Raw genomic sequence first — 22,543 nt, 5'->3', positions numbered from 1 at the left:
TTTCTTCGACCTGCAGCCATAATGTCGTTCATGAGCATATACGTTTTTGTCTACGGCACGCTACGCGCCGGCGAAATCAACGACCTGGCGCTGGCGGCCGCCGGCCGCGGCCTGCCCGCGGCCCGCTACGTCGGTCCGGCCAGCGTGCCGGGCCGCCTGGTGGATTTCGGCGACTGGCCGGGCCTGATCCCCGTGGAGGACGGCCGCCGGGTGCGCGGCGACGTCTTCCTGGTGGAACCGCCCCTGCTCGCCCTGATGGACGAAATCGAGGAATACGATCCCGCCCTGCCGGGCTGCTTCGTGCGGCGCGAGGTCAGCGCGCGCCTGGAGCCTCCGTCGCCGGTGCGCAGCCTGGCTTGCCAGTACTACCCCATAGACCCGGCGTTACGCGGCGCGGCGGTGGACATCGCGGCCGATGACTGGATTCGTTACCGAATGGTGAGGCAGGCGCGCCACATCGATAAGACGTCGTAGTAACAACGGACTACAATAGCAAGCATCTTCGCGCTTCACCTCCCATTCTGGTCGTAACCCGATCTATGGGCACTACAAAGGTCATCATATGCAAAAACGGGTCCCCGTTGCCCCTGATGCCGCCCACTGTTCCACTTGCATGCTGGGGCACGTGTGCGTGCCGGTCGGCATGGCAGCCGCCGAAGTGGAAAAGCTGGACGAACTGGTCAAGGAGCGCGTGCGCCTTGAAAAGGGCAAATCGCTTTATTCGCTGAACCATCCGCTGGACGCCGTCTACAGCGTGCGCTTCGGCAGCCTCAAGACGCAGCTGGAAGACGCCACCGGCCAGATCCAGGTCACCGGTTTTCACCTGCCCGGCGAAATCGTCGGCATGGACGGCATGCTCGACGGCAAGCACGTCTCGACCGCGGTGGCGCTGGAAGACTCCGAGGTCTGCGTCATCCGTCTGGCCGACATCGACCGCGTCGCGGCGCACCTGCCCTCGCTGCAGCAGCAGTTCCGCCGCCTGATGAGCCGCGAAATCAACCGCTCCCACCAGATGCTGGCCTCGCTGGGCTCGATGCGCTCCGAGCAGCGCCTGGCCGCGTTCCTGCTCAACCTGTCGCAGCGCTACGCCTCGCTGGGCTATTCGTCCACCGAGTTCGTGCTGCGCATGAGCCGCGAAGAAATCGGCAATTATCTCGGCTTGACCCTGGAGACGGTCAGCCGGCTGTTCTCGCGCTTCGCGCGCGACGGCCTCATCAAGATCAACCAGCGCGAAGTACGCATCCTGGACCTGCCGGCGCTCAAGCAGCTCCTGGGCCAAGAAGGCTGCTGAACGCCCGCTGCGCCGTGCGCCGCGCACCCGCTTCCCACATCCGTCCGGCGCCGCCGGGCCGCGCCGCCTTCGGCGCGGCGCAAGGCCTGGCCGCGCTGCTAGCGCTGACGGCCTGTCTGGCGCCCCTGGCGGCCCATGCCCAGACGCCGCTGCCGCCCCCCTACGACTACGACGAACCCGTGCCCGTGCCCAAGCGCGCGGCGCCCTTGCGCTGGCAGCCGCTGGAGCTGGGCAAGCCCGGGCAGCGGTACAGGATGCCGGTCTACGCCAACCGCCGGCTCGACCGCGACGACCTGCGCGATATCAAGCAGGTCGTCATCGTGGTCCACGGCGTCAAGCGCGACGCCGACCATTACTACCAAACCGTGGAGCAGCTGCTCGCGCGCAATCCGGCGCGGGCGCGCGACACGCTGATCCTGGCGCCGCGCTACACGGGCGCGATCGATTCGGGATACGCCGGCATGGCGGCCTGGCGCAAGGCGAGCTGGGAGGAAGGCGCCGACAGCGTGCAGGCCGCCGGCCGGCCCGCGCCGGTCAGCGCGTTTCAGGTGCTCGACGACCTGCTGCGCAGCCTGGACGACGACGAGCGCCTGCCGGCCCTGGCGGGCATCGTGCTGGCCGGCCATTCGGCCGGCGCGCAGCTGGTGCAGCGCTACGCGGTGCTGAACAACGTCGACGGCCCGCTGCGCCGCGGCGGCGTGGCGCTGCGCTACGTGATCGCCAATCCTTCGTCCTACCTGTACCTGACCAACGAGCGCCCGCGCCCCGACGGCAAGGGCTATGCGCCGTACGAGCGCGGCATCTGCCCGACCTACAACCAGTACAAGTACGGCCCGGACCGGCTGCCGCCCTATGCCCGCGAAACCGACGAATCGCGGCTGTTCGTGCGCTACGCGGCGCGCGACGTGACCTACCTGCTGGGCGCGGCGGACAACAATCCCGAAGACCGCCTGCTCGACAAGACCTGCGGCGCCGAGGCCCAGGGCGCGACCCGCCTCGCGCGCGGCATGGGCTACGTCCAGTACGAATACCAGCTGGCCGCCCGCGGCGCCCGGCCCGTCACGCTGCACCGGCGCGCCTACCAGGTCGCCGGCGTCGGCCACGACCACGCCGGCATGTTCGGCTCGGAATGCGGCGCACGCGCCCTGCTGGGCCAGGACACCCGCAGCGCCGACGGCGCCGCCACCTGCGAAGCCGTCAAGCCGCACGTCCGCTGACGGAAAACTGAAAACCATCGCAGGGGGTGCATTTCCGCGCCGACGAGCGCAACATAAAGCCTTGGAGCGATCCATCGGCGGCGGCGCAGGCCCGGGCCGCGCTCGCATGGCCGGCGCTTCCGACAGCCAGCAGGAGAACGGATATGACGCACGCATATCTCGACATGCCCGACGCCCGGCGCCGCATCAAGGCCATTTTCGTCGGCTCCATGGGCAATCTGGTGGAGTGGTACGACTTCTACGCCTACACCGCCTTCGCCCTGTACTTCGCCCCCGCCTTCTTCCCTTCCCACGACCCGGTGGTCCAGCAGCTGAACGCCGCCACGCTGTTCGCGGCGGGCTTCATCGTGCGCCCGCTGGGCGGCTGGCTGTTCGGCCATCTGGCCGACCGCCACGGGCGGCGGCTGTCGCTCATGGTCTCGGTGGGGATGATGTGCGTGGGCTCGCTGATCATCGCGGTCACGCCCACCTACGCCACCATCGGCCTGGCCGCGCCGGCCCTGCTGGCGCTGGCGCGCGTGGTCGAGGGCCTGAGCCTGGGCGGCGAGTACGGCGCCAGCGCCACCTACCTGACCGAGATCGCGGACCCCGAGCACCGCGGCTTCTATTCCAGCTTCCAGTACGTCACGCTGATCGGCGGCCAGCTCTGCGCGATCCTGGTGCTGCTGCTCTTGCAGAACGTGTTCCTCACGCACGAACAGCTGCTGGAATGGGGCTGGCGCATTCCCTTCGTGATCGGCGCCATGCTCGCCATCATCACCGCGGTCATGCGGCGCGACATGCCCGAGACCGATTCGTACAAGGAAGCCAGCAAGGCTCCGAAGCCGCAGACCAGTTCGCTGCGCGGCCTGCTGCAGTACCCGCGCGAGGTGGCGATCGTGGTGGGCCTGACCGCCGGCGGCACCGCGGCCTTCTATACCTTCACCACCTACATGCAGACCTTCGTGCGCCAGACCTCGGGGTTCAGCGACATCGTCACCACCTACATCATCGCCGGCTCGCTGATCTTCGCGCTGTTCCTGCAGCCGCTGTACGGCGCCCTGTCCGACCGCATCGGGCGCAAGCCGCTGCTGATCTTCTTCGGCGTGGCCGGCGCGGCGCTCACCGTGCCCATCCTGATGACGCTGTCGCATACCAGCTCGCCCTTCATCGCCTTTCTGCTGATCTGCGGCGCCTGGATTTTCACGGCCGGCTATACGTCCATCAACGCCGTGGTCAAGGCCGAGCTGTTCCCCACCAACGTGCGCGCCACCGGCGTGGCCGTGCCGTACGCGATAACGGTGTCCATCTTCGGCGGCACGGCGCCGGCCATCGCGCTCTTCTTCAAGCAGCAGGGGCACGAGGAATGGTTCTACTACTACCTGGCGGGCATCATCCTGCTGTCCCTGCTGGTGTATGCGAGCATGCGCGACACCAAGCACGCGTCGGCCATGCACCGGCACGCCTGAGCGCCGGCGCGCCGCCTCAGGTAATGCGCACCACGTAGTCCGGCAGGGGCGGTTCGGGCAGCACGGCCAACGCCTTGAGCTGCGAGGGCGCGCGCTTGCTGGCCGCGCGCAGATGGTCCGCCAGCGCCTCGGCCGCCTGGTCGAAGCGCGCCTCGCACAGGCAATCGACGATGCGCGCGTACTCGGCCGCCACCGCCGGATTGACGGGCTGGCGGAACATGCGGCAGAAGAGCTGGTTCACGATCAGCGGCAGTTCGCAGCGCGTCAGAATGCGCAGCAGCTTGGTGTTCTGGTGATGCGCCAGGCAGTCCACGTGTACGGCGCGCTCGACCCGCAGCAGGCCTTCCAGGTCCAGCGACGGCGAGGCCAGTTCGCGCCGCAGCGCCGCCGGCAGCGCCGGGTCCAGCTGCGGCGCGCTCAGGCGCAGCGCCTGCGGCGCCAGCAGCAGCCGCAGCTCGAAATCCTGGAAGATGGCGCGCGCGGTCAGCGGGCCGGCGCGCCACGAGGAATACACGCTTTTTTCGACCAGTCCGCGGTCCACCAGCCGGCCCAGCGCCTCGCGCACGGCGGCGCGGTTGGCGCGGAAATGCTCGGTGGCGCGGGCCTCGTCGATGCGGAAATGGCCGAACACCACACAGGTGGAAATGGCCTGCTCCAGCTGGCCGTAGATGCGCTCGCTCTCGGAGGGAATGCGGATGGTGGCGTCGGGGGTGTCCAGCCCCAGCGCGGCCTCGTCGATGGGCAGGCGCCGCGGCGCGGGCTGCTCGCCGGGCGGCGCGACCAGATAGCCGCGGCCCTGGAATTTGCGCAGCAGGTTCTCTTCGTGCAGCATTTCGAAGGCCTTGCGCACCGGCACGCGGCTGGTGCCGAACACCTTCGCGACCGGCCCTTCCAGCAGCACCAGGCCGGCGGCCACGCGGCCATCGAGGATGGCCTGGCGCAGGCGGTTGCGAATCACGTCATAGCGCAGCTCGCGCGGCCCCGGCTCGGGCGGCGGCGCGGCCTCGGCGGGCAGGCCGGAATCCTGGACGGGCGACTGGCGCGGTGCTCTTTTCATCGTCGTGGCGCGGCCGGCCAGCTTGCGGGCCGGGATTCAATCTGTACGCATGAAGTCGGCCCATTTGCGGACCAGGTAATTGTGCTCGTCCATGACGGTGTTCCATACCGCCACACGGCTCATGCGCTGCTCATACGAACCGCCGTCGCGGACGCTGCCGCGGCGCACGAGGATATTACCACCCGTGCCCGGCAGGTCCTCGCGGGCCGGCAACCCGCCGTACCAGTAGTCCCATTCGGCCTGGCTGAGATAGGCGCGGGTGCGGTCGGGGTTGGAGATGTAGAAGCCCTGGCGCGCCATCACCGCGCCCGCGCGGCCCGACAGCCACCAGTTCAGGTAGCGGTAGGCGTCCTCCAGCTTGGGCCCTTGCAGCCGGCTGGAAATGCCCAGCCCGCCATACCAGGCGCGATAGCCCTCGGCCGGACTGGCGATGCGGCAGGCCAGGCCCGCGCTGGCGTAGTCGTCGGCCGACGGCGACCAATGGCTCTGTATGGCCACGCGCCTGTGCGCCATCAGGCTCGCGGCCTCGGCGCAATCGTCCCAGAAGCCGGCGAACAGGCCGGCCTTCTTCTTGGCGATCAGCAGCTCGATCATGCCGTCGATCTCTTCGATGCTGAGATTGCCGATGTCGCCGAACCGCATTTCGCCGCTGGCCTGCAGCGCCAGCGCCGCGTCGAGCGCGCCGATGGCGGCGTCGGCCTGCAGCGCGACGCGCCCGGTGCAGCGCGGCGAAACCAGCCAGGACCAGCTTTCCGGGGCGTCGCCGATCAGCCGGGACAGTTCGGCCGGCAGGTAGGCGAAGCTGTCGGCGTTGTGCGTCAGCGGCAGCATGCTGATCCGGCGGCTGGGCGTGTCGGCCAGGGAGCTGTCGGCCTGCACGTACAGGCGCGTCACCGGATTGCAGCCCTGCCCGTAGGGCGCGCCCGGCGTCAGGCGGCCGCTGCGCGGCAGCGCGTTGATCTCGTCCCAGCGCGCGATGCGATCGGTGTCGATGGCCTGCAGCGCGCCGGTCGGCCACAGATAGTCGATGCTGTGGAACCACTGGTCGTACACGTCGAAGCTGCCGGGCTCGATCACGGCCTGGCGCTGGGCGTCGAACCCGTTGAGCACCTGGTATTCGATGGGAATTCCCAGATCCTCCTCGGCGCCGCGGCGCAGCGATTCCAGCAGCGTCACCGACGTGCCCAGCACGCGCAGCGCCCGCCGCTCACGGGCCTTTACCGATATGCCTTGCGGGCTGACCATGGCGCACCTATCGAGAACATGAATGGCTATCCTGCCCGGCCATTGTGTAGAAATGCTCGAACTCGCGCCAGGACTTTGTGACGGCGCCCTCGTCCAGGCCGCGGGTGATGAACACCAGCCGCGAGCGGCGGTCGGCGCCCGGCCACGCGTCCAGGTGCCGCGGCGGGTGCATCAGGTGGCCCATGCCGTGCAGGACCACGGCGCGCGCCGGTCCGCCGCCTTCGGGAATCACATCCAGCAAGCCCTTCAGGCGCAGGATGCGGTCGGCGTGGCGATGCATCAGGAGCGTCAGCCAGAGCGTCAGCACGGCCCAGCGCAAGGGCCCGTCGAAGCTCAGGCAGAAGGCGCTGGCGCCGTCGGCCGCCGCCGCGCCGCCGCGCGGGCCGCGGCCTGCCGCGCCGACCCGGCGCAGCCATTGCGCAGGGTCCGCCGCCGGGCCGTCGGCGCCGGCGGCCAGCCAGCCGTCGGGCGCGTCGTCCGCGGGCGCGCCCAGGTCGATGCGCCGCGCCATCGGGTTGAGCCGCGCCAGCTGCGCGTGCAGCGCGGCCACCTCGTCCGCGCCGGCCAGGTCGGTCTTGCTCAGCCACAGCGTGTCGGCCGCCGCCACCTGCGCCGTCCATTCCGCGTAGCGCCGGCGCTGGTCCGCCGCGCTCATCGCGTCGACCACGGTGGCGACGAACGCGGGATGGAAGCGGCGGCTGGCCAGCAGCGTAGCCAGCACCGGCCCGGGCGCGGCCAGGCCGGTGGTTTCGATCACCACGCGCTTGAACGGCGGCAGTTCGCCGCGCAGGCGGCGCTGGTGCAGCCGGACCAGCGCGCTGTCGAGCTCGCCGCGGATGGAGCAGCAGATACAGCCGTTCTCCAGCAGCAAGGTGTCGGAATCGACGGCGCCGACCAGCAGGTGGTCCAGGCCCACGGCGCCGAATTCGTTGATCAGCACTGCGGTCTCGCCGCGTTCGCCGCCGCGCAGCCAGCGTTGCAGCAGCGTGGTCTTGCCCGCGCCCAGAAAGCCGGTCAGCACGCCCGCCGGCAGCGTGTCCGCGTCAGCCCGCGCCATGATCGGCCTCCCGCACGGCTTGCGGCCAGGGCATGTCCAGCGGATCGAGGCGGCGGCCCAGCAGTAGTTCGGCCGCCGCCCACAGCCCGCCCAGGTCGGGCAGCAGCACGCTCGCGCCGGTCGGGCCGGACAGCAGATAGGACTGCCCGTGCAGGTCGCGCAGCTCCAGGCGGAACAGCGCCAGCAGCCGGTTGGCCTGGGCCGCCTGAAGCAGGCGTTCGCGCCGCGACTGCTCGGGCGGGACGTCGGCGCGGCTCCAGTGGGCCGTGCCTTGCAGCAAACCGCAGATGCCGCACATGGTCGCCTCCTTTCAGGGCATGACGTCGCCGGAGTTCGGCCCCAGCACCTGGCCGACGTAGAGATTGCCGCCGGGGTCGGATGCCAGCAGCACCGCGCTGGGCGCGACTTCCTCGGGGCGGCCGAAGCGACCCAGCGGCAGGCCGGCGGCCTTCTGCTTTTTCCAGCTCTCGCTGATGCCGTCGACCAGCGGCGTCTCGATCGGGCCGGGCGCGATGGCGTTGACCAGCACGTTGGCCGGCGCCGCTTCCAGCGCCAGCGACTTGGTGAAGCCGATGACGCCCGCCTTGGCCGCCGCGTAGTGGCTCAGCTCCGCGCCGCCCTTGATGCCCAGCTGCGAAGCGACGTTGACGATGCGCCCCCAGCGCTGCGCCGTCATGTGCGGCAGCGCCCGGCGCGAGCACAGGAATACGCTGCGCAGGTCCACGCGCATCATCTCGTCCCACATCGCCGCCGGCATGTCGGCGCACAGCGACTGCGTCAGGATGCCGGCGTTGTTCACCAGCACGTCGATGCCGCCGTAGGCGTGCACGCAGGTATCGATGGCGCGCGCGGCGGCCAGCTCGTCGCTGACGTCGGCGGCCTGCGCCACGGCGCGCGCGCCGGCCTCGCGGCAGCGCGCCGCGACCGCCTCGGCCCGCGCGCCGTCCAGGTCGGCCAGCAGCAGCGCGGCGCCCGCCCGCGCATAGGCCAGCGCGATGGCCGCGCCGATGCCGCTGCCGGCGCCCGTCACCACGGCGCGCCGGTTCTCCAGAACGTTCGTATGCATCATGAGTGCCTCTTTCAGGTTTGCAGACCCGGCCAGCGCACCGTCAGCCCGCCGTCGGCGATCACGGACTGCCCGGTGATGTAGGAAGCGTCGTCGCTGGTCAGGAAGCGGATCAGCAGCGCGATCTCGCGGGCGCTGCCCACCCGCCCCAGCGGTATGCCGGCGGCCGCGCGCGCCAGGCCTTCCGGCCCCAGGGAATTGACCGGGTCCAGCGACTGCGGCGTCTCGACCAGGCCCGGAATGACCGCATTGCAGCGGATGCCGCGCGGCGCCAGCTCCATGGCCACGGCGCGGCACAGGCCGGGCACGCCGGCCTTGGCCGCCGCGTAATGCACGTGCTGCTGCCAGCCGTACACGCCGCCGGCGATGGACGAGACCGCCACCATCGCCCCGCCGTCGCGCATGTGCCGGGCCGCCGCGCGGAACACGCGCATCACCCCGCCCAGGTCCACGTCCATCATCTCGGTCCATTGCGCGTCGCTCATGTCGGCGAGCGCGGCCTGCCTGAGCAGGCCGGCGTTGGCCACCGCGTAATCCAGCCGCCCGTAATGCCCGGCCGCGCGCGCGGCGAACGCCTCGACCTGGCCGGCCTGGGTCACGTCCACCGGCAGCATCAGGCACTGGCCGCCGGCCGCCTCCACCAGGGCCGCCGTCGCCGAGGGATCGTGAACGTCGCCGGGCAGGTAGCCGCCGGCCACCGCCACGCCGGCCTGCGCGTAGGCCAGCGCCAGGGCCTGGCCGATGCCGCTGGCCGCGCCGGTGACCAGCGCCGCTTTGTCGTATCCGGACATGGCAACCTCCTATTTGACGGTGCTGGGGTCCACGTGCGGGACCAGCACCATGACGATGCCGGACAGGAAGCACGGGATGGCGCCCCAGTACAGCGCCGCCTCGATCCAGTCCGCGCCGCTGGACAGCGTGTACGTGCTGCCGAAGCCGGCCACGATGGCCCCCACCTGCCCGAGCGCGTTGACGAAGGAGCCGGCCGTCGCCCGGATCTGGTTGGGGAAGCTCTCGCCGATCAGGAACAGCACCGCCGCGTAGGGGCCGATAAGAAAGAACAGGCCCAGCGAGTACAGCGGCACGATGCTCCAGAAATCGCCCTGCGGCGCCTGCAGCATGGCGTAGAACGCCAGCCCGCCCAGAATCCAGCCGATGGCCACGGCGTTGCGCCGCCCGATGCGGTCGCCCAGCCAGCCGTGGAACAGATAGCCCAGAAAGCCCGCCAGGTTCGACACGATCAGCACTTGCAGCGCGTTGGAGAAGTCCACGCCCTTGCCGGGCGTGCCGCCCGAGCCGCCCAGCACCGACGTGCCCAGCACCGCGAACAGCACGATGGCGAACCAGTTCAGGAAAAAGCCCAGCGACAGGGTCAGCGTCGGGCGCAGCGACGCCCCTTTGAAGATCGCCGCCACGCCCTGCTGGTGCCCGCCGCCGGCGTCCAGGCCGTGGGCCGCGGCCAGGGCTTGCGCCTGTTCCCCCTCGCCCCGGGCGCGCAGTTCGGCGATGCGCCGGGCCGTGAGGAACTGCGGGGTCTCGACCAGCCTGCGGCCCAGGATCACGATGACGACCGCGGGAAAAGTCGCGAACACGAAGGACAGGCCCCAGCCGCCGCCCTGTCCGAACCAGCGCTCGCCCAGCGGATACAGCACGGCCACCAGCGCCGCCGTCAGCACCGCGCCTATCGGCCAGCCGCCCTGCACCAGCGAATAGATGAAGCCGCGCCGCTTGCGGGCCGCGGGATCGGCGTGCGCCACCGCGAACAGCTCGGTCAGGTAGGTGGCGTTAATGCTCTGCTCGGCATAGCCCAGCCCCGCCAGCGAACGCACCAGGATCAGCAGCAGAAAGCCCAGCCCCGCCGACAGGCCGATGATCCAGCCCGCCAGCGCCGTCAGGCCCGAGCAGATGGCGGCGCCGGCCACCGCGATGATAATGCCCTTGCGCCGGCCGAGACGGTCGGTGACCGGTCCCAGGCCGAACGCCACCAGCGCCGTGCCCACGGTGACCCAGGTGTTGAGACTGGCCAGGCGCTCGGCGCTCCATTGGAAATACTCGCCCAGCTGCGGCAGCAGCGTGCCGAACAGGATGAAATCATAGACAGCGAAAACCCAGGCGAAAAAGCACACCCAGGTGGCGTAGTTGACTTGCTGCTTGGTGACGGCGGGCGGCGTCCATAGCGCCGAGGCGCTGCGCGCGGAATCGAGGGTATCCATGGGGTCGGCCTGCGGAAAGTAAGGGCCGGGACGGCCCGGGAAGAATCGGTCAGCTGCGCGGCTGGCGGCGCAGGAAGTCGTCGGCGATCTGGTCGCAGGTCGCGAAGCGCACGCCGTCGTGCTTCTGGAAGTGTTCGATCAGCCGTTCCAGCATCAGCAGCACCTGGGGCCGGCCGGACACGTCGGGATGCAGCGTGATCGGAAACACCGCGTAGTCGTGCTCGCGGTAGACCCAGTCGAACTGGTCGCGCCACATCTGCTCGATGTCGCGCGGGTTGACGAAGCCGTGGCTGTTGGGCGCCTTTTTGATGAACATCATCGGCGGCAGATCGTCCAGGTACCAGTTGGCCGGGATCTCGACCAGCGACGTCTCGCGGCCCCGCTGCAGCGGCTTCATCCAGGTGTCGGGATGGCGGGAATAGTCGATCTTGGTCCAGGTGTCGCCCACGCGCACGTAGTAGGGATGGAAGTCGTTGTGCATCAGGCTGTGGTCGTACTTGATGCCCTTCTTGACCAGCAGCTCGTTGGTGATGGGGCTGAATTCCCACCACGGCGCGACGTAGCCGGTGGGCGCCCTGCCCGCCAATCGGGTGATGACCTCGATGCTTTTGTCCAGCACCGCCTCTTCCTGCTCCGGCGTCATGGCGATGGGATTCTCGTGGCTGTAGCCGTGTATGCCGACCTCGTGCCCGGCGTCGACCACCGCCTTCATCTGGTCGGGGAAGGTTTCGGCCGAATGGCCGGGGATGAACCAGGTCGTGGTCAGCCCGTATTTCTTGAACAGCTTGAGCAGCCGCGGCGAGCCGACCTCGCCCGCGAACATGCCGCGCGAAATGTCGTCGGGGGAATCCTCGCCGCCGTACGAGCCCAGCCAGCCGCTCACCGCGTCCACGTCGACGCCGAACGCCACGAATATCTGCTTTGCCATGCCTGCACCTCCTGCCCTGGGTAGAGAACCTGGACCGCCCGCAGCACGGGCGGCAGCTTGAATATGTACATTTTCATCAAAGTACATATTTGGGCAAATGGTAATGCGTCTGGAAGGCCATGCCATTGGGGTGATCCCTAGCGCGAGGCCGCCGGCGCGAATTTCCGCTTGACAGCCGGACGGCGGCGGCTAGACACTTAACCTTATGGTTAACTTTGACGAAGACACGCTGGACGGCATCTTTGCCGCCCTGGCCGATTCCACCCGGCGCCGCGTGCTGGCCGATCTGCAGCGGGGCGCGGCCTCGGTCAGCGACCTGGCGCGGCCGCACGCCATGTCCCTGCCCGCTTTCCTGAAGCATCTGCGGGTGCTGGAAGACGCCGGCCTGATCGCGCGCGCCAAGGACGGCCGCGTGGTGAACTGCACCCTGTCGCCCGAGCCGATGCGCACGGCAAGCGACTGGCTGGCCCGCTACGAGAAGTTCTGGAGCGGACAGCTCGATTCGCTGGCGCGCTACCTCTATCACGAGGAGGAAATCCACCCATGCAAAACCGAGACACCCCACAAGCCGACGCCCCCATCGAACTCCGGCTCCGGCGGCGCTTCGACGCCCCGGTCGAGCGCGTCTGGCGCGCCTGGACGGACCCGCAAGCGCTGATGCGCTGGTTCGGCCCCGCCGAGACCCGGCGGGTGCTGGTGGCCGAAACCGACGTCCGGGTAGGCGGCGCCTACCTGGTCGGGTTCGCCACCGAAGACGGGCTGGAGCACCACGCCAGCGGCAGCTACCGTGTCGTGGAGCCGCAGCGCCGGCTGGTCTTCACCTGGGCCTGGCGCGACACGCCGGCCGAGGTCTCGCTCATCACGCTGGAATTCACGCCCGCAGGCGGCGGCACCGAACTCGCCTTCCTGCAGACCCCGTTCGTCGACCCGGCCACCCGCGACAGCCACGAGCATGGCTGGTCCGGCGCCATGGACCGGCTGGCGGGCCACCTGGCGGACGCGGCCTGAGCGCCGTCCGCCCCACCCCAGAGGAGCCACAGATGCAAACCGATCATCCTGTCGTATCCCAGGCGCAATGGAACGCCGCGCGCGAAGCGCTGCTGCGCCGCGAGAAAGAACTAACCCGGGCGCAGGACGCGCTGGCGCGCGAGCGCCTGGCCCTGCCCTGGGTCCGCGTAAGCAAGCCGTACCGCTTCGAGGGTCCGGACGGCGTGCTGGACCTGGCCGGGCTGTTCCACGGCAGAAGCCAGCTCATCGTCTACCACTTCATGTACGCCCCCGAATGGGAGGAAGGCTGCGTGGGCTGTTCGTTCCTGGCCGATCACATGGAAGGCGCGCTGATGCACCTGCGCCAGCACGACGTCACGGTGGCCGCCGTGTCGCGCGCGCCCTACGCCAGCCTGGCCGCGTTCAAGCGGCGCATGGGCTGGCGTTTCGACTGGTATTCGTCGCAGGGCGACGACTTCAATCTCGACCTGGGCGCCTCGCTGCGCACCCCCGACGGCGCGATCGAGGACCGTCCCGGCGCCAGCGCCTTCCTCCTCGACCCGGACGGCGAGATCTTCCACACCTACTCGGCCTTCGGCCGCGGCGTGGAGCGGCTGGCGGGCGCCTACAACTACCTGGAGCTGGCGCCGCTGGGACGCAACGAAAACGGGCCGCACTTCAACCTGGGCGACTGGGTGCGCCACCATGACCGCTACGACGACGCCGCGCAGGCCTGCCACGCCTGCGGCTGAAGGCGGCGCGCCGGCCCTGGCATGGCTGGCCTGCACGGCGGCCATGGCCGCCGGCCTGTGGCTGGACACGCTGCGCACGCCGGCCGCCGTGCTGGCCAGCGCCTGCGCGGCCCCCGGCAACCTGGCGGAAATGGCGTGGCGCCACGCCGCGCTGATGCCGGCCAGCACGCTGGCCATGGCGGCCGCGGCGCTGGCGCCCTGGCCGGGCGCGCCGGCGTTCGCGGCGCGGCTGGCCTGCATGCTGCCGATGGTCGTGGGCATGGTGGCCGGCGCGCAACTGGGCATGGCCCTGGCCTTGCCGCTGGGCGCGGCGCCGTTCGCGGCGATGGCCGTAGGCATGGCGAGCGGCATGGCCGCCGCCCTGCTGGCGGTGGGCGCGCCTTAGCGGCGCGCCCCGGTCAGCGGGCGCGGCGGTGGCGGCGGCGCATCCTCGATGGGCGCGGCCTGCGGCGACTGGATTTCCAGCGCCGACACGGCCTGCGCCACGCAGGGCAGTATCCAGCCCTCTTCCTTTTCGTCGCGCGACAGGCCCGGCCATTCGATGCCGTACATCACCTCGCCTTCCAGCATCAGGCACATGCACGCGCGGCAGGTGCCGTTGCGGCACGAACTGGGCAGCTTGACGCCCGCCGCCTGCGCCGCCAGCAGCAGCGGCGTGCCGGCGGGCGCATCGAAACGCAGCCCCGCGGGCTGCACCAGAACCGGAAACGAAGCAGGCATGGCGGCCCCGGCTCAGCCGGCGTTGTCCTGCCAGTCCAGCTGCCAGGCGCCGGACAGCACGTTCTGCATCCACAGCACGCAGGTCAGGGTCTTGGCGTCCGTGACCTCGCCCTTGCGGCAGGCTTGCACCAGTTCCTCGGGGCGGGCGCTGACCACGTCCAGGAACTCGTCCTGGTCCAGTTGGCGGTCGCCGGCGCGCAGGCCGCGCGCGAAGAAGATGTGGATGATTTCCGTGGAATACGCGATGGCCAGGTGCAGGGCGCCGGCATGCGCCCACTGGCTGGCCGTGTAACCGGTTTCTTCCAGCAGCTCGCGCTTGCCGCAGACCAGCGGGTCTTCGCCCGGGTCGAGCTTGCCGGCCGGAAACTCGGTCATGACGCGCCCGATGGGATAGCGGTACTGGCGCTCCAGCAGCACGCGGCCGTCGTCGAGCAGCGGAATCACCACCACGGCGCCCGGGTGCACCACGTACTCGCGTATGCCGGTGTTGCCGTTGGGCAGGCTGACGGTGTCGCGGCGGATCTTCAGGAAGCTGCCCTCGTAGGGCGCTTCGCTTGCGACCAGGCTTTCGACGAGATGGGAATCGGGTTTGGTCATGACGGGTTCCTGGGCCGGCTGAGCGTGGGCGGTATCGGAGGAATGCAGCTTACCATCGCCGCCCCGACGCCCCGCTCCGCTCAGCCGAATTTGCGCCGCGCGTCCAGCGCCAGGCCGGCGCCGATGCTGCCGAACAGGTCGCCCTCCACGCTGCGCGCCTGCGGCGCCAGCGCCGACACCGCCTCGCGCAGGCGCGGCACGCGGCTGGAGCCGCCGGTGAAGAACACCGTGTCCACGTCCGCCGTCGCCACGCCGGCATCGCGCAGCAGCGCGCCCACGGTGGTCTGGACCTTGCCGATCAGCCGCTCCACGCAGGCGTCGAACGAGGGCCGCGTGACCTCCACGCCCAGTTGCGGCGCGATGCGCGACAGGTCGATGCGCGCGGCCTCGGATTCGGACAGCGCGATCTTGGCCTCTTCCACCTGCACGGCCACCCAGTGGCCGGCGCGCTGCTTCACCAGCTCCAGCAGCAGGTCGATTTTTGCGCGGTCGCCGGCCTCGGCGCGAATGAACGCGAAGTGCTCGGCGGCCTTGCGCGTGTAGGCCTGGTTGATGGTGTGCCAGCACGCCAGGTTGCCGTATTGCGTGGACGGCACGTCCTTGCCGCTGCGCAGCTGGCTGCCCAGCCCCAGCAGCGGCATCACGTGCGCCAGGCTGAGCTGCTTGTCGAAATCGACGCCGCCGATGTGCACGCCGCCATAGGCCAGGATGTCCTCGCGCCGGTCGGCCTTGGCCGCGCGGCCCGGCCCCAGCCGGATCAGCGAGAAATCCGAGGTGCCGCCGCCGATGTCGATCACCAGCACCAGCTCTTCGCGCGCGATCTGCGATTCATAGTCGAAGGCCGCGGCCAGCGGCTCGAACTGGAACTCGATCTCGGTAAAGCCCACGCTGCGCGCGATCTCGCCCAGCGTGTCCTCCGCCGTCTGGTCGGCGGCGCGGTTGTCGTCCACGAAATACACCGGCCGGCCCAGCACCGCACGGGTGAAATCGCGCCCGGCCGCCGCTTCGGCGCGGCGCTTCAACTCGGCGATGAAGCGCGTCAACAGCACGCGAAACGGAATCGAGCGGCCCTGGACCTCGGTGGAGCCCTCCATGAGCGAACTGCCCAGCAGGCTTTTCATGGAGCGCATCAGGCGTCCGTCGTAGCCCGCCAGGTAATCGGAGATGGCTGCGCGGCCATAGCTGACCTCGGCGTCCTCGTCGTGGAAGAAAATGGCCGAGGGCAAGGTGGTCTTGCCATCCTCGAGCGCGAGGAGTGCGGGCTGGCCGGCGCGGCTCCAGCCGACGGTGGAATTGGACGTGCCGAAGTCGACGCCGCATGCGGTGGAAATCATGGAAACTGGGGACCGAAAGCAAAACGGCGGGCTAGTGTACCCGCTGCACACTAGCCCGCCGGGCGCGCCAGCGCCCTGGCGGTGAAGACCAGGGTCGCGGCCGCCAGCGCCAGGCCGGCGGCGAAACCCGCGCCATAACCCGCATACGCGGCCAGTCCGGTCATCAGCGACGAAGTCAGGATTTCGCCCAGGTCGCGCGCGCTCTGCACCGCCGTCATGTCGGTGCCGGCCTGCGCGCCGGCGCGCGCGAAGCGCATGGCCAGCGTCATCAGCGCGACCGACGCGGCTCCCGCGCCGAACGAGCCCAGCGCCTGCGAGGCATAGGCCAGGCCCGGATGCGGCGCGGCCCAGCCCTGGGCCTGCGCCAGCCAGCCCGCCGCCGCCGCGCCGCAGGCGGCCAGGCCCAGCCCCAGCGCCGCGCGCCCGCCCAGACGGCCGATCAGCCAGGCGCCCCCGCCGCAGCCCAGCAGCACGGTCACCACGCCGCCCGCCATGCCGAGGCGGCCGATCTCCTCCACGCGCCAGCCCGCGTCCACCAGGAACAGCTTGGACAGGCCGTAGCCGGCCGCGGCCGTCATCGCCGACAGGAACGCCGCCGCAGCCAGCGCCCAGGCCCCCGGCCGGCGCACGAAACCGGCAAGCGCGGCCCGCGGCCGCAGCGGCGCGCAATCCGCCTCGCCCTCGCGCCAGGTCGCGGCCAGAATCAGGCTGAACGCCGCCGCGCCCGCCAGCACGGCCAGCGCGCCGGCCTGGCCGATGTGGCCGGCCAGGATCAGGCAACCCGGCCCGCCGAAGAAAAAGCCCATCATCGTGCCGCCCACCTGCGCGGCGTTGGCGCGCGCCAGGGCCTGGCCCTCGAAGCGTTCCGCCGTCAGGCCGTCGGTGGCGATGTCCTGCGTGGCGCTGGCCAGCGAGGCCGCCGCCATCAGCGCCACCACCCACGCGGCGCTGGCCGACGACACGCCCAGCAGCGCCACGCCCGCCAGGCAGGCCAGCACCACCGCCTGCATCGGCACGATCCAGCTGCGCCGCCGCCCCAGCGCGCCGCTCCAGCGGTTGTCCACCGCCGGCGCCCACAGGAATTTCAACACCCACGGCAGGCCCACCAGCGGCAGCCACGCCAGCGCGCCCAGGTCCGCGCCGTCGCGGCGCAGCAGCGTGGGCAAGGCCTCCATCGCCACGCCCAGCGGAATGCCCTGCGAAAAATACAGGGCGGCCACCATCACGAACAGGCGTGCGTTGTTCTCGCGTCTCATCTTCAGATCTTTCCTTGCGACAGGTTCGCCGCGCGGCGGTGTTCGCTGCCCCGGCCGGGCGTGACGAACAGGATTTTTCCCGGACAGGCGATGTGCAGCCGGTGCCATACGCCGCGCGGCACCACCGTGCAGCGCCGGGTGTCGAGCAGCACGTCGGTTTCCGCGCCGTCTTCCGCGGCCAGCGTCAACACCACGCGGCCTTCCAGCACGCACAGCATTTCGTCACCGCCGGGATGGCGTTCCCACACGTCGCCGTGCACGTCGGCGTCGTCGGCCACGGCCTTGACGCCGACCAGCCAGTCTTCGCCGTCCGCCAGCCGGCGGCGCGCACCGATCTCGCGCAGCGAGCCGTCGCCGCCCAGCGCCATGAAGTGATCGAGCCAGTCGAAGACCGGCGGTGCGAAATCGGTTTCTGTCTTCATCGTGATGTCTCTCTGCAAAGCGGGCGGGATGGGGATCAATACTGGGCGCGCAGCGTCAGCATGACGTTGCGCGGTTCGCCATAGCGGTTGTTCCAGGCCGTGCCCGACAGGCTCTGGTAGTAGCGGCGGTCGAACAGGTTGTTGACGTTCAGCGCGGCGGTCAGGTGCTTGTCCAGCCGGTACGCCATGCGCAGGTCCACCAGCGTGTAGCCGCCCTGGCGCAGCGTGACCGGGCCGGACACCGTCGAAAAGCCCGACTGCATCTGCACGCCACCGCCCACGCTCAGCCGGCGTTCCATGACCGGCAGCGCATAGTTGGTCCACAGCCGGAAAATGTGCTTGGGCGTGAAGCTGGCGTACGGCTGTCCGTTGGAGACGGAGTCGGAGACGTACTTGCTGGTGTTGAAGGTGTAGCCCGCGGCCACCGTCCAGTGCGGCGCGACCTGGCCGCTGGCCTCGGCCTCGAAGCCGCGGCTGCGGACCTCCCCGCCCGAGATGTAATAGCAGTTGTTGCCCACGCAGGGCCAGTCGGGGTCCTGCTGCGCGCGGTTCTTCTGCCGGATCTGGAACACGGCCAGCGACACGTTCAGGGCGCCGTCGGCCAGCGCGCCCTTCACGCCGGCTTCGTAGTTGGTGCCGGTGACCGGGTCCAGCGGATTGCCGTCGCGCGTCAGCTGGCTTTGCGGCTGGAACACCTGCGCATAGCTGCCGTAGAGCGACCATTGCGAGTCCAGGTCGACGATCAGCCCGCCATAGGGCGTGAACTCGGGATCGATCCGCTGGCGCGCGGACGGCGCGCTCTGGTTCCACCAGCTCATGCGCCCGCCCAGCACCAGGGTCAGCGGATCGGCCAGCGAAAACCGGCCCATCGCATAAATGCCCTGCTGCTTCAGGCGCGTTTCGCCGGGCGAGGCGTACGGCCCCACGCCGGGTTCGGGCACGCCGCGCGGGTCCCAGTCGAACACGTCGACCGGCACGTTCAGCGCCGGGATCAGCATGCCCGTGTACTGCTCGGACGTGGTGCGCTGCGCATTGCCGCCCAGCAGCAGTTCGTGGCGCCGCCCGAACCACTGCACCGGCCCGCTCACGTAGGCGTCGATGCTGGCCTGCGTGTTGTCGAATTTGTAGGCGCCGCCCATCAGCCGTGAACCCAGGCCGGTTTCGCGGTCGATCGCGCCATAGGCGCCGGCGTACTTCAGATTGCTGTCGGCCGTCAGGTAGTTGGCGCTGATCTTGGCCGTCCAGCCCTGGCCGAAACCATGCTCCAGGTCGGCGAACACCCGGGTCGTATTCCAGTTGAAGCGGTCCCATGCCGCATCCAGATAGGTCGAACGCGGCAGCCCGATATCGCCGCCGTCCTTGTAGCGCGGCACGCCCGCCATATTGGTGGTGGACCGGATGCGCTGGTGCTGCAGGCCCGCCGACAGCACCGTGCGCGGACTCAGGTCCACCTCGCCTATGCCGTAGAACAGCGCAGACTGCTGATCGGCGACGTCGTAGAAATAGCCGCGGTCCTCGTACGCGCCCACGATGCGCCCGCGCACGCTGCCGCTGTCGTTCAAGGGGCCGCCCAGGTCGGCTTCGGCGCGGTAGCGGTCCCAGCTGCCCGCGCTGGCCGTGCCGCTGAATTCGAACGCCCGCTGCGGCCGCTTGCGCACCAGGTTCACGGTGGCCGCCGGATTGCCGGCCCCGTGCAGCAGGCCGTTGGCTCCGCGCAGGATCTCGACGCGCTCGTACACCGCCATGTCCTGCGGCGCGGCCGCCATATTGCCCATCAGCACCGGCACGCCGTCCTGCTCGAAAGAATCGACCTTGAAGCCGCGCGAGTAATACGCCGTGGTCAGCAGCTGATAAGGCTGCACCGTGATGCCGGTGGCGTGCTGCATGACCTCGTCCAGGCTTTGCAGGTTCTGCTCCTGCATGCGCTCCAGCCCGATCACCGTGACCGATTGCGGGATCTCGCGCAGCGCCAGCGGCAGCTTGCCCAGCGTCGCCGCGTCCGGCGCGACGCCTTCGCCGCTGACCGTCACCGCCGGCAACGCCTGCGCATCCTGCGCCTGCGCCGGCCCGGCCGCCACCGCCAGCCACAATGGCCACTGCCACACCCGCGCCGTCCTGCCGCCCGCCCCCGCCTTCGATGCCTTGCGCACTGCCGTTCCTTTTGAGTTGCTATTGAGAACCATTCGCAACGAATTCTAGGGAGAACGGCGAGCGCCCGCTGGCGATCGCGGAAGTCTTGCTGGCGATTGCGGAAGTTTCAGCCGCGCGCCGCCACGCTGCTGGGCAGCACGCCGTAGCGGCGCAGGAAGGCCTTGGTGAAATGCGAGTCGGTGTAGCCGCAGGCATAGGCGGCCTCAGACACCGAGAGCGCGCCGGCCGCCAGCAGCGCATGCGCCTGCTGCATGCGGCATTCGCGCACATAGGCGTAGACGCTCATGCCGAACAGCTTGCGAAAACCCGTGGTGAGCTTGTTGACGTTGATGCCGGCCTGGCGCGCCAGTTCCGGCAGCGAAGGCGGGTCCTGCAGGTTCGCCGCCGCCAGGTCGCGCGCATGATGCAGGCGCTCGACGTCGCCGCGCGCCAGGCCGTGGCCCGGCGTCTCGTGCAACGCGCCGAACGCCAGCGCCGCCAGCTCCAGCGCCTTGCCCGACAGGTACATGCGCTTGAGGGCCCCCTGCACCGGGCAGGCCAGCATCTGGTTGCCCAGCGCCTGGACCGCCGGCGCCACGCGCAGGTTGGCGTCGGCATAAGGCTGGCCGCCGGGCGCGCGCAGCCGCGCCGCCAGTTCGGCGGGCTCCATCGAAAACGCTTCCTGCAACTGCGAAAGGCCCGTGCGCAAGGACACGAAACGCAGCGCCTTGTGCGCGCCGAATTCGTGCTCCATCCCCATCTCGTCCTGGCACAGGCTCAGGTGCAGCAGCGGTCCGCTCACGCGCGTGGCCGGCGCGCCGCGCACGCTATAGCGCAGCTCGCCGTCGAGCACCAGCACCAGCTTCAGCCCCGGCTCCAGGCGTTCATGCACGCGCGCCTCGCGGCCGAAACGCAGCGTGCCGCCGGCCAGCGACATCGCCGGCATGGCGGCCGTAACGGTCCAATCGGGTTCGGGATGGATAAGGGTCACGGTAAAGGCCCCGCGCCGGGGCCGTCTCAGTTGATGAGATTGAATATTATTACCATCAACCCATATCGGAAAGCCGGACCGCCGCCCTCGGCGGCCCGGCGGGCCTTGCGCTACTGCTGCTGGCGGCGCTGCTCCAGCTCTTTCAGGCATTGCGCCACGCCGGCCTGCATCTGCGAGTTCGACACCGCGGCGCGGTCCGACACCTCGCGGCAGCGCTCGTACTCGGCGCGGCTTGCCGGCGTATCGCTGACCGCCGCCGGCGTCGAGCCGGCTCCGGGCGTGACCGTCACCCGCAGCGTCGAAGGCGGCGAGAGGCTGCCGTCCTTGGAGCGCACGCTGGGGTACTGGTACTCCTGCGTGACCGGCGCGGCGTTCTGCGCCTGCGCCACGCCGGCCGCGCACAGGGCGGCGAGCAGGAACGCGGAAATTCGGAGTTTTTTCATGGCTACCTCTCTACGATGAACTGGCGCGCAGCGCACGGGCATTGCGATCCGCCGCGCCGCACTATCGTATCCTCGCGCGGCGCGCCGGGACGCTACACCGGACGCCGGAGTTGTTTCTTGTCGTTTCGCGCCGGACGGCTCAGGACCTGCCCGCCGGCTTGCCCGCAGACTGGCGCAGCGGCGCCAGCAGCGACGACAGGCCGTTGTGGTCCAGTTCATGCATCAAGGCCAGCAACCGGCCCAGCTCGCCGGGCGGAAAGCCCTTGCGCGCGAACCACGCCAGGTACGGCCCCGGCAGGTCGGCGATCAGCCGGCCCTGGTACTTGCCGAAAGGCATGGTCCGGGTGACCAGCAGGGAGAGGAGTTCGGGGTCCATGGGCAGTCAGCGTGCGGATGCGGTGTCGAAAATAAACATCATGGTTTCGTCGAAGCCAGCTCCTGCGGATCGTCAACGAGGTTCGGCATCATCCCTGGGAGCGCTCGGCGGCGGCGCCAGGGCCGCGACATGGCGCAGCTTATCAGGGTTGCGCACGATGTAGATGGCCGTGATCCTGCCGTCGCGCACCTCCAGCGTGGTGGAGCGCGGCAGGCCGTCGATTTCGGTCGCCAGCACGCCCGGCATGCCGTTCAACCGGGTCACCACCGCGTCCAGGAATTGGCCGCCGCGCTTGGACGACAGGCCGGCGAAGAAACGCGCGATCCGGTCGCTGCCCAGGATGGGCTTGAACACGGCCAGCTTCTTGCCGCCGCCGTCGGCGTGCAGCACCGCGTCCTGCGCCAGCAGCCCGCGTAGCGCGTTCACGTCGCCGGCGCGGCAGGCCTGCCAGAACGCGGCGGCGATGCGCTCGCCGTCCTGTTCGGTCACTGCGTACCGCGGCCGCGCCTCGCGCACGCGGCTGCGCGCACGCGCGGCCAGCTGCCGGCACGCGGCCTCGTTGCGGCCCAGCGTGAGCGCGATCTCGGAAAACGGCATGTCGAACACGTCATGCAGCAGGAACGCGGCGCGCTCCAGCGCGGACAGGCGTTCCAGCGCCAGCATCAGCGCCACGGACAGGTCGTGCGCGATCTCGCCCGCCCCCGGCGCCTGGTAGCTGGCGGCATCGGGCAAGGGTTCCGGCAGCCAGGGGCCCACGTATTCCTCGCGCCGCGCGCGCGCCGACTTCAGGTGGTCCAGGCACAGCCGCGTGACGGTGCGCGACAGAAAGGCGCGCGGCGTCGCGACCTGGCTGCGGTCGACGTCGCGCCAGCGCAGCCAGGCGTCCTGCACCATGTCCTCGGCCTCCGCCCACGAGCCCAGCATCCGGTAGGCCAGGCCCTGCAGATAGCGGCGATGGGGCTCGAAGTCGGCGACGGCATCGGCCGCGGCGGAAGTGTCCATGGCGCCCGGAC

26 protein-coding genes are annotated in these 22,543 nt (G+C 70.1%); 8 read left to right on the top strand and 18 right to left on the bottom strand.

The genetic code is table 11. The features are described 5' to 3' along the window. Positions 1 to 30: 30 nt before the first annotated feature. From AC1M14_RS09780 to AC1M14_RS09765, 4 genes are all read left to right on the top strand, one after another. Entirely contained in the window at positions 31 to 474 is a 444-nt protein-coding gene (locus tag AC1M14_RS09780; RefSeq protein ID WP_479731492.1) for a gamma-glutamylcyclotransferase family protein, read from the top strand. 88 nt (positions 475 to 562) lie between these two features. Further along, on the top strand, positions 563 to 1,291 hold the full coding sequence (locus tag AC1M14_RS09775; RefSeq protein ID WP_102772236.1) for a helix-turn-helix domain-containing protein: 729 nt from the start codon (positions 563 to 565) through the stop codon (positions 1,289 to 1,291). 116 nt (positions 1,292 to 1,407) lie between these two features. Continuing rightward, positions 1,408 to 2,508 carry a hypothetical protein gene (locus tag AC1M14_RS09770; RefSeq protein WP_247747683.1) on the top strand — a complete coding sequence of 367 codons (1,101 nt, stop codon included), beginning with the start codon at positions 1,408 to 1,410 and terminating at the stop codon, positions 2,506 to 2,508. 143 nt (positions 2,509 to 2,651) lie between these two features. Further along, positions 2,652 to 3,956, top strand: coding sequence for an MFS transporter (locus AC1M14_RS09765; protein ID WP_102772238.1), 1,305 nt, complete (start codon positions 2,652 to 2,654; stop codon positions 3,954 to 3,956). 16 nt (positions 3,957 to 3,972) lie between these two features. On the opposite strand, the gene AC1M14_RS09760 is transcribed toward AC1M14_RS09765, so the two are convergent. From AC1M14_RS09760 to AC1M14_RS09725, 8 genes are read right to left on the bottom strand one after another with little or no spacing between them, the layout of a single operon-like run. Further along, positions 3,973 to 5,013, bottom strand: coding sequence for a GntR family transcriptional regulator (locus AC1M14_RS09760; RefSeq protein WP_479731491.1), 1,041 nt, complete (start codon positions 5,011 to 5,013; stop codon positions 3,973 to 3,975). A gap of 36 nt (positions 5,014 to 5,049) precedes the next feature. After that, on the bottom strand, positions 5,050 to 6,258 hold the full coding sequence (locus AC1M14_RS09755) for an ABC transporter substrate-binding protein (RefSeq protein ID WP_479731490.1): 1,209 nt from the start codon (positions 6,256 to 6,258) through the stop codon (positions 5,050 to 5,052). A 7-nt stretch (positions 6,259 to 6,265) separates the two neighbouring features. Then, entirely contained in the window at positions 6,266 to 7,315 is a 1,050-nt protein-coding gene (locus tag AC1M14_RS09750) for a CobW family GTP-binding protein (protein ID WP_479731489.1), read from the bottom strand. Next, on the bottom strand, positions 7,302 to 7,613 hold the full coding sequence (locus AC1M14_RS09745) for a hypothetical protein (protein WP_102772242.1): 312 nt from the start codon (positions 7,611 to 7,613) through the stop codon (positions 7,302 to 7,304). Before AC1M14_RS09745 ends, AC1M14_RS09750 begins: the two co-directional genes overlap by 14 nt. Positions 7,614 to 7,625: 12 nt before the next feature. Further along, entirely contained in the window at positions 7,626 to 8,384 is a 759-nt protein-coding gene (locus AC1M14_RS09740) for an SDR family NAD(P)-dependent oxidoreductase (RefSeq protein WP_479731488.1), read from the bottom strand. A gap of 11 nt (positions 8,385 to 8,395) precedes the next feature. Then, positions 8,396 to 9,172, bottom strand: a complete 777-nt coding sequence (locus AC1M14_RS09735; RefSeq protein WP_111824747.1) for an SDR family NAD(P)-dependent oxidoreductase — start codon at positions 9,170 to 9,172, stop codon at positions 8,396 to 8,398. Positions 9,173 to 9,181: 9 nt separating this feature from the next. Continuing rightward, positions 9,182 to 10,594, bottom strand: a complete 1,413-nt coding sequence (locus tag AC1M14_RS09730; RefSeq protein WP_102772246.1) for an MFS transporter — start codon at positions 10,592 to 10,594, stop codon at positions 9,182 to 9,184. Between the two features lie 49 nt (positions 10,595 to 10,643). Further along, entirely contained in the window at positions 10,644 to 11,522 is an 879-nt protein-coding gene (locus AC1M14_RS09725) for a polysaccharide deacetylase family protein (protein ID WP_209165276.1), read from the bottom strand. Positions 11,523 to 11,727: 205 nt separating this feature from the next. Between AC1M14_RS09725 and AC1M14_RS09720 the strand changes: the two genes are divergently transcribed. The 4 genes from AC1M14_RS09720 to AC1M14_RS09705 are packed head-to-tail and all read left to right on the top strand — an operon-like array spanning position 11,728 to position 13,646. Beyond that, positions 11,728 to 12,180, top strand: a complete 453-nt coding sequence (locus AC1M14_RS09720; protein WP_209165275.1) for an ArsR/SmtB family transcription factor — start codon at positions 11,728 to 11,730, stop codon at positions 12,178 to 12,180. Next, positions 12,066 to 12,530 (top strand): SRPBCC family protein, encoded by a 465-nt coding sequence (locus AC1M14_RS09715; protein WP_146747987.1) that lies wholly within the window; start codon positions 12,066 to 12,068, stop codon positions 12,528 to 12,530. Before AC1M14_RS09720 ends, AC1M14_RS09715 begins: the two co-directional genes overlap by 115 nt. A 32-nt stretch (positions 12,531 to 12,562) precedes the next feature. Beyond that, positions 12,563 to 13,261, top strand: a complete 699-nt coding sequence (locus AC1M14_RS09710; protein ID WP_479731487.1) for a DUF899 domain-containing protein — start codon at positions 12,563 to 12,565, stop codon at positions 13,259 to 13,261. After that, entirely contained in the window at positions 13,215 to 13,646 is a 432-nt protein-coding gene (locus tag AC1M14_RS09705; protein WP_479731486.1) for a hypothetical protein, read from the top strand. Before AC1M14_RS09710 ends, AC1M14_RS09705 begins: the two co-directional genes overlap by 47 nt. Here AC1M14_RS09705 and AC1M14_RS09700 read toward each other — a convergent pair. The 10 genes from AC1M14_RS09700 to AC1M14_RS09655 all read right to left on the bottom strand — a co-directional run bounded on the left by AC1M14_RS09700 (position 13,643) and on the right by AC1M14_RS09655 (position 22,532). Further along, the gene (locus AC1M14_RS09700; RefSeq protein WP_102772251.1) at positions 13,643 to 13,981 is read right to left on the bottom strand and encodes a 2Fe-2S iron-sulfur cluster-binding protein; all 339 of its coding nucleotides are present in this window, start codon (positions 13,979 to 13,981) and stop codon (positions 13,643 to 13,645) included. The two genes, AC1M14_RS09705 and AC1M14_RS09700, sit on opposite strands and share 4 nt — an antisense overlap. A 12-nt stretch (positions 13,982 to 13,993) precedes the next feature. Beyond that, positions 13,994 to 14,578 carry an NUDIX domain-containing protein gene (locus tag AC1M14_RS09695; protein WP_102772252.1) on the bottom strand — a complete coding sequence of 195 codons (585 nt, stop codon included), beginning with the start codon at positions 14,576 to 14,578 and terminating at the stop codon, positions 13,994 to 13,996. Positions 14,579 to 14,658: 80 nt separating this feature from the next. Beyond that, positions 14,659 to 15,912, bottom strand: coding sequence for an Hsp70 family protein (locus AC1M14_RS09690; RefSeq protein ID WP_479731485.1), 1,254 nt, complete (start codon positions 15,910 to 15,912; stop codon positions 14,659 to 14,661). A gap of 50 nt (positions 15,913 to 15,962) precedes the next feature. Further along, positions 15,963 to 17,168 carry a RhtX/FptX family siderophore transporter gene (locus tag AC1M14_RS09685; protein ID WP_111824742.1) on the bottom strand — a complete coding sequence of 402 codons (1,206 nt, stop codon included), beginning with the start codon at positions 17,166 to 17,168 and terminating at the stop codon, positions 15,963 to 15,965. 2 nt (positions 17,169 to 17,170) lie between these two features. Beyond that, on the bottom strand, positions 17,171 to 17,590 hold the full coding sequence (locus AC1M14_RS09680) for a cupin domain-containing protein (RefSeq protein ID WP_479731484.1): 420 nt from the start codon (positions 17,588 to 17,590) through the stop codon (positions 17,171 to 17,173). 35 nt (positions 17,591 to 17,625) lie between these two features. Beyond that, on the bottom strand, positions 17,626 to 19,773 hold the full coding sequence (locus AC1M14_RS09675; RefSeq protein WP_479731483.1) for a TonB-dependent siderophore receptor: 2,148 nt from the start codon (positions 19,771 to 19,773) through the stop codon (positions 17,626 to 17,628). A gap of 74 nt (positions 19,774 to 19,847) precedes the next feature. After that, a complete protein-coding gene (locus tag AC1M14_RS09670) occupies positions 19,848 to 20,711 on the bottom strand; it encodes a helix-turn-helix transcriptional regulator (RefSeq protein WP_258231366.1) in 864 nt (287 codons plus the stop codon). 110 nt (positions 20,712 to 20,821) lie between these two features. Continuing rightward, complete coding sequence (locus AC1M14_RS09665; protein WP_102772257.1) at positions 20,822 to 21,154, bottom strand: hypothetical protein; 333 nt, start codon at positions 21,152 to 21,154, stop codon at positions 20,822 to 20,824. Between the two features lie 139 nt (positions 21,155 to 21,293). Next, complete coding sequence (locus AC1M14_RS09660; protein ID WP_102772258.1) at positions 21,294 to 21,530, bottom strand: DUF3820 family protein; 237 nt, start codon at positions 21,528 to 21,530, stop codon at positions 21,294 to 21,296. 72 nt (positions 21,531 to 21,602) lie between these two features. After that, positions 21,603 to 22,532, bottom strand: a complete 930-nt coding sequence (locus AC1M14_RS09655; RefSeq protein ID WP_479731482.1) for a sigma-70 family RNA polymerase sigma factor — start codon at positions 22,530 to 22,532, stop codon at positions 21,603 to 21,605. Between the last annotated feature and the right edge of the window lie 11 nt (positions 22,533 to 22,543).

Source organism: Achromobacter sp. SX5, from assembly GCF_056711425.1.
This window is presented reverse-complemented; position numbering and strand designations above follow the sequence as displayed.